13 protein-coding genes are annotated in these 11,880 nt (G+C 65.5%); 8 read left to right on the top strand and 5 right to left on the bottom strand.

What is annotated here, in order from left to right:
• Positions 1-22: 22 nt before the first annotated feature.
• Positions 23-1,132: a multiple monosaccharide ABC transporter substrate-binding protein gene (gene chvE / locus CXR00_RS12600; RefSeq protein ID WP_181032552.1), complete on the bottom strand. Its 1,110-nt coding sequence runs from the start codon at positions 1,130-1,132 to the stop codon at positions 23-25.
• A gap of 336 nt (positions 1,133-1,468) precedes the next feature.
• On the opposite strand from chvE, the gene CXR00_RS12595 reads away from it, so the two are divergent.
• The gene (locus CXR00_RS12595) at positions 1,469-1,669 is read left to right on the top strand and encodes a hypothetical protein (RefSeq protein WP_104054921.1); all 201 of its coding nucleotides are present in this window, start codon (positions 1,469-1,471) and stop codon (positions 1,667-1,669) included.
• 89 nt (positions 1,670-1,758) lie between these two features.
• Here CXR00_RS12595 and CXR00_RS12590 read toward each other — a convergent pair whose 3' ends face one another.
• Positions 1,759-2,154 (bottom strand): hypothetical protein, encoded by a 396-nt coding sequence (locus tag CXR00_RS12590; protein ID WP_104054920.1) that lies wholly within the window; start codon positions 2,152-2,154, stop codon positions 1,759-1,761.
• 312 nt (positions 2,155-2,466) lie between these two features.
• Here CXR00_RS12590 and CXR00_RS12585 point away from each other — a divergent pair, with 312 nt between their 5' ends.
• Positions 2,467-3,564 carry a thermonuclease family protein gene (locus CXR00_RS12585; protein ID WP_104054919.1) on the top strand — a complete coding sequence of 366 codons (1,098 nt, stop codon included), beginning with the start codon at positions 2,467-2,469 and terminating at the stop codon, positions 3,562-3,564.
• Between the two features lie 94 nt (positions 3,565-3,658).
• Here the strand turns inward: CXR00_RS12585 and CXR00_RS12580 are convergent, their stop codons facing one another.
• Positions 3,659-4,048, bottom strand: coding sequence for a VOC family protein (locus tag CXR00_RS12580; RefSeq protein WP_104054918.1), 390 nt, complete (start codon positions 4,046-4,048; stop codon positions 3,659-3,661).
• Between the two features lie 94 nt (positions 4,049-4,142).
• Positions 4,143-4,337 (bottom strand): DNA-binding protein, encoded by a 195-nt coding sequence (locus CXR00_RS12575; RefSeq protein WP_104054917.1) that lies wholly within the window; start codon positions 4,335-4,337, stop codon positions 4,143-4,145.
• Positions 4,338-4,480: 143 nt separating this feature from the next.
• On the opposite strand from CXR00_RS12575, the gene CXR00_RS12570 reads away from it, so the two are divergent.
• The 6 genes from CXR00_RS12570 (at position 4,481) to CXR00_RS12545 (ending at position 11,035) form a co-directional block, all read left to right on the top strand.
• Complete coding sequence (locus CXR00_RS12570) at positions 4,481-4,918, top strand: nitroreductase family deazaflavin-dependent oxidoreductase (protein WP_104054916.1); 438 nt, start codon at positions 4,481-4,483, stop codon at positions 4,916-4,918.
• Positions 4,919-5,144: 226 nt separating this feature from the next.
• Positions 5,145-5,858, top strand: coding sequence for a hypothetical protein (locus CXR00_RS12565; protein ID WP_104054915.1), 714 nt, complete (start codon positions 5,145-5,147; stop codon positions 5,856-5,858).
• 241 nt (positions 5,859-6,099) lie between these two features.
• On the top strand, positions 6,100-6,858 hold the full coding sequence (locus CXR00_RS12560; RefSeq protein WP_104054914.1) for a LamB/YcsF family protein: 759 nt from the start codon (positions 6,100-6,102) through the stop codon (positions 6,856-6,858).
• The gene (locus CXR00_RS12555; RefSeq protein ID WP_104054913.1) at positions 6,855-8,567 is read left to right on the top strand and encodes a carboxyltransferase domain-containing protein; all 1,713 of its coding nucleotides are present in this window, start codon (positions 6,855-6,857) and stop codon (positions 8,565-8,567) included. Before CXR00_RS12560 ends, CXR00_RS12555 begins: the two co-directional genes overlap by 4 nt.
• On the top strand, positions 8,564-10,297 hold the full coding sequence (locus tag CXR00_RS12550; RefSeq protein ID WP_104054912.1) for a biotin carboxylase N-terminal domain-containing protein: 1,734 nt from the start codon (positions 8,564-8,566) through the stop codon (positions 10,295-10,297). The genes CXR00_RS12555 and CXR00_RS12550 overlap by 4 nt, the downstream gene beginning before the upstream one ends.
• Before the next feature lie 72 nt (positions 10,298-10,369).
• Positions 10,370-11,035 carry a GntR family transcriptional regulator gene (locus CXR00_RS12545; RefSeq protein WP_104054911.1) on the top strand — a complete coding sequence of 222 codons (666 nt, stop codon included), beginning with the start codon at positions 10,370-10,372 and terminating at the stop codon, positions 11,033-11,035.
• A 23-nt stretch (positions 11,036-11,058) separates the two neighbouring features.
• On the opposite strand, the gene CXR00_RS12540 is transcribed toward CXR00_RS12545, so the two are convergent.
• Positions 11,059-11,880 carry a putative hydro-lyase gene (locus tag CXR00_RS12540; RefSeq protein WP_104054910.1) on the bottom strand — a complete coding sequence of 274 codons (822 nt, stop codon included), beginning with the start codon at positions 11,878-11,880 and terminating at the stop codon, positions 11,059-11,061.

The following is an 11,880-nucleotide window of genomic DNA, read 5'->3' as shown; positions in this document are numbered from 1 at the left end:
CCCGGTCAATGACCGGGGCTGTTTAGAGCCCAACCTCATCCGCAGAGACAAAGCCGGAGTCCACCAGCGTTCCCTGCACGTCATCCTTGACCACTACCTGCGGCTCCAGGATGTAGGTGGGAACCACCTTCACCTCGTTGTCGTAGGTCTCGGTGTCGTTCACTTCCGGATCCTCTCCGGCCACGAGGGAGGCGATCATGGTGTCCACCTGGGCTCCCAGTTCACGGGTGTCCTTCCAGACGGTCATGGCCTGCTGGTCGTTGAGCAGCGCCTTGATGTTGGCGGCGTCGGCGTCCTGTCCCGTGATCAGCGGCCAGTCGGTGCCGGGCGTGTAGCCGGCGGCCAGGAGCGAGGATTCGATGCCCAGCGCCAGGCTGTCATTGGGCGAGAGCACGACGTCGACCTTGTCACCGCCGGTGTAGAAGGACTGCAGGCGGTTGTCCATTTCCGACTGGGCGTCCGCTGACTTCCAGCCCAGGATGCCGATGGAGGTCCAGCCGGCGTTGTCCGCCGGCGACTTGCCCGAGGGCACCACCAGCTGGCCGCTTTCCACGTAGGGCAGCAGCACGTCCCAGGCGCCGGAGAAGAAGAAGGAGGCGTTGTTGTCATCCGGGCTGCCGGCGAAGGGCTCCAGGTTGTACGGGCCCTCGCCGTTGGCCAGGCCCAGTTCTTCCTCGATGAACTCGCCCTGCAGCTGGCCCACCTGGTAATTGTCGAAGGTGGCGTAGTAGTCCACGGCGTCGGTGCCGTTGATCAGGCGGTCATAGGCGATGACGGTGACGTCCTGGTCCTTGGCACTTTCCAGGGTCGGGCCGAGGGTCTTGCCGTCGATGGCCGCCACCACGAGGATCTTGGCGCCGCCGGCCACCTGGTTCTGGATCTGGCTGATCTGCTGATCGGTCTTGTCTTCTGCGTACTGCAGGTCAACGGTGCAGCCCCTGGCTTTGAGTTTTTCCTCCAGCCCCTCGCCGTCGTTGATCCAGCGTTCCAGGCTGCGCGTGGGCATGGAGATCCCCACGTTGCATTCGGTGGCATCCCCGTCTTCCGAGGCATTGTTGGATCCGGCCGGAGCGCAGGCAGACATGCCGGCTGCCAGTCCGATGGCTAGAAAGAGGGTCGAAAGGTGCTTCATTCGAGTCATTGTTGAGCCTTTGAAAAAGGATCCGGTCCCGCGGGGTTGGCATGGCGCCGCGGGAAACGGCGGAAGGCCCCCTCATGTGCCGCAGGACTGGATCGGACGGATACAACGCTGTAGCGCCCCGTGACCAAAGCAACCGTCACCTGTTTGCGGGCTGAGCCAACAATTCCACTCCGACCGCATCTGGACAAGGGATTTTGGAATGTTTATGCGAACGCAACATCCTGCTTGCCGCGGCTGGAGTAGTAAACCGCAGCCGCCCCACCGCTTGTCCGATGATGGTCGTCGAAACCCGGTGCAGCACATGCTTTTCGGCGGTTGCTCTGCAGAATGTGGGACCTCATCGACGAGCGCCTCGCCACGCTCGAGGGCACTCCCCGCGGCAGCGCTCTGGAGCGCCAGATGGACAGCATCCTTGCCGGGCGGGTCTCCGTCCCGGAGGACGTTGCCAAGCTGGTGTCGTTCCTTTCCGGCCCTGATTCGGATCACATGACCGGAGTACTGATGGACGGCGGAATCAATTTCGCTTAGCCGGCGTCCGTAACCCGAGTTTCCGGGGAAGCGAGCCTCAGGGCACGCTTCCCCGGAAAGGGCGTGATTTAGTCCCCGTTTTGGGTCACCTACTTCGCCGTGGGCTGCCCTCGCACTGCGGACCACTGCTCGCCCACTGCGGCATCAGCCAGCGGTTCCCAGCCGTTGTCCGCCAGCAGGGAAGCTACGGTGTCCCGGTTGAGGTCGCGCTCCCCATTTTCCGCCGCGGCCGAGGGATAGCAGACCCACAGCACGCCGCCGGGTTCCACGGCAGCCGCGGCACCGGACAGGTCATGCGCCAGATCAGCTGCGGTGCCCGCAAACAGCACGACGACGTCGGCAGGGTTCCGCGAACCGGATTCGGCCAAGTACGCCTGGGCGGGCAAGAACGGGGCGACCTCCGGACGGTCCTGCGCGCCGTAGACCGTGACACGGCTCTCCGGTGAAACACCGAAGATCTGGGCGGTAGTTGAATCGGATGACATGTGGTGAAGCTCCATTCCAGGGCGTGAGACTGTGTTGGTACCTGATGTCCGGCTAGCACGCCGCCTGCCGGATTCTCCATTCTTTCAGGTCCGCAGCCACGGTCTGCACCCCTGCGCAAAGCAGCCAGAATGTGCTGTTTCGCCATTGTCACCGCTGACCAGTAATCTCAAAGAGACAATTCAATAGTTGGGGAAAACCTTGCAACACGCCATCCGCGGAGACCACTCCTCCGCGTTTCCAAGTCCGGGTCTTCCGGCAGCCAGGAAACCGTCCGTTTGGGACCGTTTCCCTTCTCTCGAAAAGTACCTTCGATGATCGGCCGTACGAAGGTTCTCGCAGGCGCCGCGGCCGTGCTGGTCGCCGGTACCACCATCGCCGTCGCGTCCACGGGCAATGCCGACGAAGGCACTGTCATCCGGGTTATCGACGGGGACACCCTCGTAGTGGACTTCGACGATCAGGAACTGACCGTCCGTCTGCTGAACGTGGACACCCCGGAAACCAAAGACCCCAACAAGCCGGTGGAATGCCTGGGTCCCGAGGCGACCGATTTCCTGACCGAGGCTCTGCCGCAAGGCAGCACGGTGACACTCGCGTTCGACGTCGAGCGCGAGGACCGTTACGGTCGCACCCTGGCCGCCGTGTACGACGACGAGGGTCTCCTCATCAACGCCGAAGTTGCCCGCCGCGGGCTGGGCGTACCGGTGACGTACGACCCGAATGCCAAGTTCCGTCCGCCGGTGGACGAGGCGTATCAGGAAGCGCAGGAGCAGCAGGCCGGGCTCTTCGCCGAGGATGTTGAGTGCACCATTCCGGCAATGGTCGCGGCTCTTGAAGGCACCGCGGCTCAGGCCGCCGAGGAGGGAGCGGGTTCGACGGCGGCATCCGCTGCCGCTGCTGCCGCCGCCGTGTACGCACTGGTCAAAACCGTTGACGAGGGTTTCGATGCCTTCGAGTCCGGCGCCAAGGCCGGAAAATCGATCATCTGGACCGCGCTCTCATCAGCACAGCGGACCGAATTACAGGCACGGGTCTCCGCCGCACGGAGCACGGTGTACGAACGCCACGGCGAACTGACAACCCTGCAGTCGGAACGTCAGGCAGCCGAGGACGAAGTGATCCGCAAGGCTGCCGAGGCGAAGGCAGAAGCCGAGCGGGTGGCCGCCCAAGCGGAGGCTGAGCGTGTTGCTGCCGCCCAGGCCGAAACGGACCGGATCGCAGCTGAGGCCGAAGCCAGCCGCGCGGCCGCCGCCCAGGCCGATGCGGACCGGCGGGCAGCAGCTGTTCCTCCCGCGCCGGCTTATGACCCGCCGCCGGCCTACAACCCGCCTCCGGCGCAGAGCAATCCGCCCGGATACACCGGCCCCCGCTGCTACGCGCCCGGTGGCAAATCCTGGCGTCCCTGCTAAACCAGAAGCGCCGCTTTAAAGCACACCAACGCCTTGCAGATGAAGCCCGGGACCAACGTCCCGGGCTTCATCCGTGTTGGCGCTGTCGTCGACTTCAGCCCGCCAACGGCGAAAGCACTTCCACCCGGTTGGTGAACGGATCCCGGCAGTGGAACCGTTCGTAGCCCTCGAAGGTGTGCCGTTCTTCCCACGACACCTCGAACCCCGCCGACTCAATCCGGGCACCGAGGACTTCGAGTTCCTCGGGTGAAGCCATCACCAGTGCCGGGTGGGCCTTCTTGGCGGGAACAAACGGCGCATCAACTCCCAGATGGATTTCGGCGACCACGGTTTCGCCTTCGAAGGCCCGGAACCAGCACCCGCCGCGTCCGGCCAGGGACGCAGGCTTCGGCACTTCGGTCAGCCCCAGGGCGTCGCCGTAAAACCTGCGGGCCTGGTCTTCCCCGCCTTCTGGTATCGAGACCTGTACATGGTGTAGCCGCATTCGTTCCCCCGAGTGATGTGTTGTAAGCCGCGGAACTGGTCGCGCCGGGCAACGACATCGTCGCACAACGAACACGGGTGCGGCGGCCAACAGCTCAGCCGAGTTCGAGTCCGTGCTCGGCAAGGGCCCGCTCAATAAGGTCCAGCGCCTTTGGCCCCAGACCATGCAGAGCTGCCAGCTCCTTGCGCGGAACCCCGGCCAGGCCCCGGAGCGATGAATATCCTGCAGCATCGAGCGCCCTGGTTGCAGGGGCCCCGACCTGGGGAAGGGCATTTAGTGGTGTTGTCATCGCCGCCCACGCCTCCTGGATTTCTCGCGGCCGTGTCCATTCCAAAGTCTGGGTCGACGAACCGGAGCGGTCAATCCACGGAGGCTTCGCAGAGAACTGGACTGAGCTGGACCTGGGCCCGGCTAAGGGGTTGACTGTTTCCCATGCCTCTTACCGGTGAATATGCCCCCAGTGCCAGCAAGCGAGCCCGCGAACAGGCGGAGCTGATCGAAAGTTCCGGCGGAACCGAGGGCACCACCCTCGGCGGCCGGCCAGTGGTCCTCCTGACCACCGTCGGCGCCAAGTCGGGGAAGCTGCGGAAAACGCCGCTGATGCGGGTGGAGCACGACGGCGACTACGCCGTCGTCGCTTCCCAGGGCGGCGCACCCAAACATCCCGTTTGGTACTTCAACCTCCTGGCCAATCCGCACGTGGAACTGCAGGACGGCCCGCAGAAGTGGGACATGCGGGCCCGAGAAATTACGGGAGAGGAAAAGGCGCTGTGGTGGGAACGGGCCGTGGCGGCCTATCCCCCGTATGCGGATTACCAGGCGAAAACGGACCGTGAAATCCCGGTGTTCGTCCTGGAGCGGATGGACTAGCTTTCACGGTTGCCGAGGGAACTGACTACTTATCGCACCGCCTCAAATCATGTGATGCATTACACCGATTCAGCTCGCTCGCACATAACGAAAGCATAACATTACAATCACAGAAGCATAACGTTATCGAAAAGTTGCCATTCCCCTTTCGAATGATGCCAATGTCTGTAAGACTTCAAAAGTCCCACCGGGCAATGATTCATTCAACGCCAATGAAGGGAACGACATGAATACGCTGAAGAAGTTTTCTACTTCTACTTTCATTGCTGCTGGCGCAGTAGCAATCGGCAGCCTCGGAATGGCTGCACCCGCCTCGGCTGAAACCAGCCAGATTACCTCAGTGGATGAACAACAGATGCGCGCAACATTTGATAAGTACCTCGTCCCCGAGGGGACTCAGGATGTCCTGATCCAGGACTTGGAAAGTGGCGACTCCTGGGACAACAGCAACCCCGACAGTGCCCCCGTGAGCGTGGAAGACTGGTCAAACACCAGCGAAAGCGTCTCGGTTGAGCGTTATGAGGACGGCTCCATCACCATCCGTTCGGCCGAAATGCCTGAAGCTCTGCCAGATGGACTGGCAACGCCGCTCGCCACCATCAGTGGCTGCACCACCACAACGGGCAGCGGCTATGCTGTCGCAAGCAATTGCACGATCAGCCATAACTGGGTCAACGTTAACATCGGCTTTGTAGCGAGCTACCAAATTGTGAACGGCGCACCGGACTCGATTACGCATATTGGCAATACGACCCAGCAGTGTGCCGCTGGCACCTGCACCCGTCCGAACTACACAGTGTCTAAACTCGCTGAGGATGGGAACGGCCCTGCCGTCGCACAGATTCAGTCGACGTACCAAATGTTCCAGGGTGCCGGCAGCTCCGAATACTGGGTCCAGCTGCAGGTAGGCAATGACACCATATCCGTCCATAATTCCTAAATCAAAGCCCATGCAAAGCAATTCATACAATAAGTCCGGAAGAATTACGTTTCGAATTTCTTTGCAGTATTCGCTTACCGGATCCTGACGCGAAGTGCCGTCCCGCGTGTAACGGGGACGGCACTTCGCCGTTCCGGGAGAGCAGCCATCCCGGGAAGTATGACTCACAATTGTTGAACAATCTGAGGTGATCGCGCACACTGTAGGGACATCAACTCCCAGCAGAAGCACGGAGGCCAGCATGCCGGTCATTGATTTGAACAGCGACGTCGGAGAGTCCTTCGGCAATTGGAAGATGGGCGACGACGCCGCCATCTTCGAATCCGTCTCCAGCGCCAACGTGGCCTGCGGCTTCCACGCCGGAGACCCGTCCACCATTGCGCAGACCTGCCGCGACGCCGTCGCCGCCGGAGTCACCATCGGCGCGCACGTGGCCTACCGGGACCTGGCCGGGTTCGGACGCCGGTTCCTGGACTGCTCCTACACCGAACTGTTCAACGACGTCCTCTACCAGCTCGGCGCCCTGCAGGCCATGGCCCGGGCCGCCGGGGGAGAGATCAAATACGTGAAGCCGCACGGCGCGCTCTACAACACGATCGTCCACCACGAGGTCCACGCGCAGGCAGTCATTGACGCCGTCCGCGCCTTCGACAAGGACCTGCCCGTGCTCCTGCTGCCCGGCGCCGTTGCCCTGGACAAGGCTGCCGGCGCCGGACTGCGCGGCGTTGCCGAAGCCTTTGCCGACCGCAACTACAACCCGGACGGAACCCTGGTGTCGCGGCGCGAGGACAACGCCGTCATCCACGACACGGACCGGGTTGCCGCCAACATGGTCCGCCTCGCCACCGAAGGCACCATCACCGCGGTGGACGGGACCGACATCCCGATGGCTGCCGCCTCCATCTGCGTCCACGGCGACACTCCCGGCGCCGTCGCCATGGCGAAGGCGGTCCGGACCGCACTGGAAAACGCCGGCGTCACCATCCAGAGCTTCGTATGACATCCTCGCCCGTCATCGGCATCCGGCCGGCGGGCACCCGCGCCCTGCTGGTGGAACTGGGCTCGCTCGCTGATGTCACCGCCCTGCATGCCCAGCTCAAGGCGGATCCGCTGCCCGGGCAGGTCGACGTCCTCGCGGCCGCAACCACCGTGCTGGTCCGGTTCGCCGGGCGCCGTGAGACCGCGGCTGCCGCGGCCCGCCTTCAGTCTCTGGATCTCGCCCACGCTGAAATTCCGGAAGCCCGCACGGTCACCATAGACACGGTGTACGACGGCGCCGACCTCGCCGAGGTGGCCCGGCTCACCGGCCTCTCCGAAGAGGCAGTGGTCAAGGCCCACACCGGCAGTCCCTGGCTCGGCGGCTTCGGCGGCTTCGCGCCCGGATTCACCTATCTCACCGGCGGCGACCCGGTCCTGAACGTGCCGCGGCGCAACAGCCCGCGCACCGCGGTGCCTGCCGGCTCGGTGGCACTGGCCGGCGAGTACTCGGCCGTCTATCCGCGCGAATCCCCCGGCGGCTGGCAGCTGGTCGGCCGCACCAACGCTGACATGTGGGTCCTCAACCGCAGGGATCCCGCCCTGATCCGTCCCGGCGACAAGGTCATCTTCCAGGCCGTCCGTGAACTGATCACGACGACGGCGCCCGCTGCGACGCCCGACACAGCCGACAATGACAGCACGGAGCATCACGGCGGCTCCGCCCTGGAAGTCCGCTCCCCCGGCCTGCAGTCCCTCATCCAGGATTTGGGCCGCCCCGGCTACGCGGACCTCGGCGTTTCAGCCGCAGGCGCCGCCGACGTCCGGTCCGCCCGGCAGGCCAACCGGCTCGTCGGCAACCCGGCGGAAGCCGCGGTGATCGAGAACCTCTTCGGCGGCCTCGAACTCACCGCCGACGGTGACGCAGTCCTGGCCCTGGCGGGCGCCGACATTCCCGCCGCCGTCGTCTCCCCGGACGGCTCCCGCAACCGGCCCGCTCCCCTGAACAAGCCGTTCGCACTGCTCGACGGCGAAACCCTGACTCTGGGCACCCCGTTCCGCGGGGTCCGCTCCTACCTGGCGGTCCGGGGCGGTGTCGCGGTGGAACCCGTCCTGGGCAGCCGCAGCACCGATTCCATGAGCGGCATCGGTCCGGCGGCGCTGACCGCAGGTGTCCGCCTCCCGGTGGGAGCGGTGCCTGCCGCCTCCCCTGCTGTCCCCGTGGGGGTTGTCCCCGTGGGCGCACCCGAACCGCCGTCCCTGCCGGACGGCACCGGCCCCGGTCTGCTCGGCAGCGGCAACGCGCCCGCAGAGCTGCGCATCACCGCCGGCCCCCGGCAGGACTGGTTCGGCCCCGACGCCGCCGAAGCCCTGACCGCCCACACCTGGTACACCACCAATGAGTCCAACCGGATCGGCGTACGCCTGGAAACCGATCCGGAGGACCCGGACGCCCGGCCGCTGGAACGGGTCCGGGACGGCGAACTGCCCAGCGAAGGCGTAGTGGCCGGCTCGCTGCAGGTCCCGCCGTCGGGCCTTCCCGTCCTCTTCCTCGCCGACCACCCGGTAACTGGCGGCTACCCGGTGATCGCCGCCGTCGTACCCCAGGACGTCCCCGTAGCCGCGCAGCTGCCGCCGGGGCACCCCGTCCGTTTTGTCTTTGTTAACGCCGACACCTTGGCTCCGCTCTCCGCAGAGGAAACCGCCGGGCTGTTTACGGAAGGAACCCCATGAAGAAGGTCCTGATCGCCAACCGCGGCGAGATTGCCGTGCGCGTGGCCCGCGCCTGCGCAGACGCAGGCATTGCATCCGCTGCCGTGTACTCGGACCCCGACGCCGATGCCCTCCACGTCCGGCTCGCCGATGAAGCGTTTCCGCTCCACGGTTCAGCCGGCGCAGATACCTACCTGTTCATTCCCAAACTCATCCAGGCCGCGCAGCTGGCCGGCGCCGACGCCGTCCACCCCGGCTATGGCTTCCTCTCCGAGAACGCCGACTTTGCCCAGGCCGTGCTGGACGCCGGACTGACCTGGATCGGCCCCTCACCTCAGGCCATCCGGGATCTGGGCAACAAGGTCACTGCCCGCGAAATCGCCGTCCGCGCCGGAGCCCCGCTGGTGCCGGGTACCGAGGGACCGGCGGAAAGCGCCGAACAGGTCCGCGCCTTCGCCGAAGAGCACGGCCTGCCGGTGGCGATCAAGGCGGCTTTCGGCGGCGGCGGACGCGGTATGAAGATCGCCCGCCGGATGGAGGATGTGGAGGACGCCTTCGAATCCGCCGTCCGTGAGGCCGTCTCGGCGTTTGGCCGCGGCGAGTGCTTCGCGGAACGGTTCCTGGACCGCCCCCGGCATGTGGAGGCGCAGGTGCTGGCGGACACCCACGGCAACGTCGTCGTTGTTGGAACCCGCGACTGCTCGCTGCAGCGCCGCAACCAAAAACTCGTGGAAGAAGCCCCCGCCCCGTTCCTCACCGATGAACAGCGCGCCACCATTCATGCCTCGGCCAAGGCCATTTGCCGCGAGGCCGGTTACACCGGCGCCGGAACCGTGGAGTACCTGGTCTCCCCGGACGGCCTGATCAGTTTCCTGGAGGTCAACACCCGGCTGCAGGTGGAGCATCCGGTCACCGAGGAAACCACCGGTGTGGACCTGGTCCGGGAGCAGTTCCGCATTGCCGACGGACTGCCGCTGTCCATCACCGAGGACCCGGTGCCGCACGGGCATGCCTTTGAGTTCCGGCTCAACGCCGAGGACCCGGCCCGCGGCTTCCTGCCCGGCCCGGGCCCGGTGGAGGCCTTCGAACCGCCCACCGGCCCCGGCATTCGGATGGATTCGGGCGTCCGGTCCGGGTCCGTGGTCCCGGCCGAGTACGACTCCCTGATGGCCAAGCTGATTGTCTGGGGCGAGGACCGGCCGCAGGCGCTGCGCCGTGCCCGGGCGGCCCTCGATGAACTGGTGATCCGCGGGCTGCCCACGGTGATTCCGTTCCACCGGGCCGTGGTCCGTTCCGAGGCGTTCACCCGCGACGATCAGCTGGGCGTTTACACCACCTGGATCGAGTCCGAGTTCGCCGAACCGCTGGCGGCATCCCCCGAAATCGCAGCCTCACTCCCCGGAGCCGAACGGGAGACGATCACCGTCGACGTCGATGGCCGTGCCGTGGCTGTCGGGCTGCCGGCGGCGCTGCTGAACGCGCTGCGCTCCGGCGGCGGCACCAGTGAAGGTACGGATCCTGCGGCAGCGGCCGACGACGGGTCCCTGGCCTCGCCAATGGCCGGCAATCTGGTCAAATGGCTTGCGGACGACGGCGCCGAGCTGGCCGAGGGCGATCCGGTTGCCGTGCTGGAGGCGATGAAAATGGAAACCACCGTCCGTGCCCACCGTGCCGGCACCTTCGCCCGCGCCACCCTGGAACCCGGTACCGCCGTCGGCCGGGGAGACTCCCTGGGCCGGATAGGCTCCTAAATACTCCCGGAGTGCCGGCCGTCCCCCTGCGGGCGGTGCTCCGGGTCCTTTTATTGCCGCTAGATTAGGGGAATGCTAGCGAACCTGGAGGACGTCATCGCCGACCGCGCCGACCACGCCAATACCACCGTGTGGGTGGCCGATGTCCTGCGCAGCCGGATCGCCGCCGGGGAGCTGCTGCCCGGAACCAAGCTTTCTGAGCAGCAGCTTGCAACCTCCCTGCAGGTCTCCCGCAACACCCTGCGCGAAGCGTTCACCATGCTCAGCAGCGAATCCGTGGTGAGCCGGTACCCCAACCGCGGGGTATTTGTGGCTTCGCCCGACGCCGACGCAGTGCGTGAAATCTACCGGGTGCGCCGGATGCTGGAACCGTCCGCTGTCCTGTGGGGACCCGAAGCGGATCTGCAGCGTCTGGATGATGTGATTACCAAAGCCCGCGACGCCAAGGCCCGGGGAAGCGTGGCGGATATGGCAGCGGCCAACCAGGACTTCCACCAGGGCCTCGTCGCCATGTCCGGTAGCATCCAACTGCAGCAAATGATGAGCCGGGTCCTTGCCGAGATGCGGCTGGTCTTCCATGCCATGCGCAGCCAACCGGATTTCCACACCCGTTATGTTGAGGAGAACGCCTCGCTGGTTGAACTGCTTCGGGAAGGGCGCCGCGCGGAAGCCGCCGACGCCCTTCGCGGCTATCTGGATGCCGCAGAGGCGGAGCTGCTGGCCCATCTGGGGTCTTAGCAGGGCCCACCTGGCATCACGGGTCAGACCAGGTAGGAGCTGTCCCGTGCGTCCGTAATGAGCATGTGTCCGGGGGCGTGGCCGATCGCCAGTGACGGCTTCGACTCCATCACGGCTGCCTGCGGAGTGACGCCGCAGGCCCAGAACACCGGCACATGGCCTGCCGGGATCTGCACGGGATCGCCAAAATCGGGCTGGGAGAGGTCATAGATTCCCAGCTCCGCCGGACTGCCCACGTGTACCGGCGCGCCGTGCACGGCCGGATAGCGGGAGGTGATGCGGACGGCGTCGGCTACTTGGGAGGCCGGAATGGGGCGCATGGAAACCACCAGGGGTCCGCTGATGCTCCCGGCGGGCTTGCAGCGGATCGAGGTGCGGTACATGGGGACGTTGGTGCCCTGATCGATGTGGGCAACCGCAATGCCGCCTTCCTGCAGGGCGGCCTCAAAGGTGAAGCTGCAGCCCACAATGAACGTCACCAGATCATCACGCCAGTAATCCAGCAGGTCCGTCGGCTCGGCAACCTTTTCCCCGTCCACGTACACCGTGTACTGCGGCAGGTCAGTCCTAATGTCACCGTCCCCCAGCAGCGGCCCGGTGGTTTCGCCGGCGTCGAGCACTCCGAGGATGGGACAGGATTTGGGGTTCCGCTGGGCGAAGAGCAGGATGTCGAAGGCCTGCTCGCGCGGCACTATGATCAGGTTGGCCTGCGCGTAGCCGGCGGACCATCCGGCAGTGGGCGAAACGAGCCCGCTGCGGAACAGGGTGCGGGCCTCCGCCGGGGAGAGATCCGCCGTTGAGACCGCCTCGGACAGCGAATGCCGGGGCTCAGAATCGGACTTCAT

Source organism: Arthrobacter sp. 9E16 (genome assembly GCF_002929435.1).
Classification (GTDB): domain Bacteria; phylum Actinomycetota; class Actinomycetes; order Actinomycetales; family Micrococcaceae; genus Arthrobacter_B; species Arthrobacter_B sunyaminii.
Note: the sequence above shows the minus strand (reverse complement) of the source record. Positions and strands in the feature narration are given on the sequence as shown.

Bases quoted from the DNA above. Each gene is read 5' to 3' on its own strand.
- chvE (WP_181032552.1), bottom strand. From the start codon at position 1,132: ATGAAGCACCTTTCGACCCTCTTTCTAGCCATCGGACTGGCAGCCGGC.
- CXR00_RS12595 (WP_104054921.1), top strand. From the start codon at position 1,469: ATGTGGGACCTCATCGACGAGCGCCTCGCCACGCTCGAGGGCACTCCC.
- CXR00_RS12590 (WP_104054920.1), bottom strand. From the start codon at position 2,154: ATGTCATCCGATTCAACTACCGCCCAGATCTTCGGTGTTTCACCGGAG.
- CXR00_RS12585 (WP_104054919.1), top strand. From the start codon at position 2,467: ATGATCGGCCGTACGAAGGTTCTCGCAGGCGCCGCGGCCGTGCTGGTC.
- CXR00_RS12580 (WP_104054918.1), bottom strand. From the start codon at position 4,048: ATGCGGCTACACCATGTACAGGTCTCGATACCAGAAGGCGGGGAAGAC.
- CXR00_RS12575 (WP_104054917.1), bottom strand. From the start codon at position 4,337: ATGACAACACCACTAAATGCCCTTCCCCAGGTCGGGGCCCCTGCAACC.
- CXR00_RS12570 (WP_104054916.1), top strand. From the start codon at position 4,481: ATGCCTCTTACCGGTGAATATGCCCCCAGTGCCAGCAAGCGAGCCCGC.
- CXR00_RS12565 (WP_104054915.1), top strand. From the start codon at position 5,145: ATGAATACGCTGAAGAAGTTTTCTACTTCTACTTTCATTGCTGCTGGC.
- CXR00_RS12560 (WP_104054914.1), top strand. From the start codon at position 6,100: ATGCCGGTCATTGATTTGAACAGCGACGTCGGAGAGTCCTTCGGCAAT.
- CXR00_RS12555 (WP_104054913.1), top strand. From the start codon at position 6,855: ATGACATCCTCGCCCGTCATCGGCATCCGGCCGGCGGGCACCCGCGCC.
- CXR00_RS12550 (WP_104054912.1), top strand. From the start codon at position 8,564: ATGAAGAAGGTCCTGATCGCCAACCGCGGCGAGATTGCCGTGCGCGTG.
- CXR00_RS12545 (WP_104054911.1), top strand. From the start codon at position 10,370: ATGCTAGCGAACCTGGAGGACGTCATCGCCGACCGCGCCGACCACGCC.
- CXR00_RS12540 (WP_104054910.1), bottom strand. From the start codon at position 11,880: ATGAAGTCCGATTCTGAGCCCCGGCATTCGCTGTCCGAGGCGGTCTCA.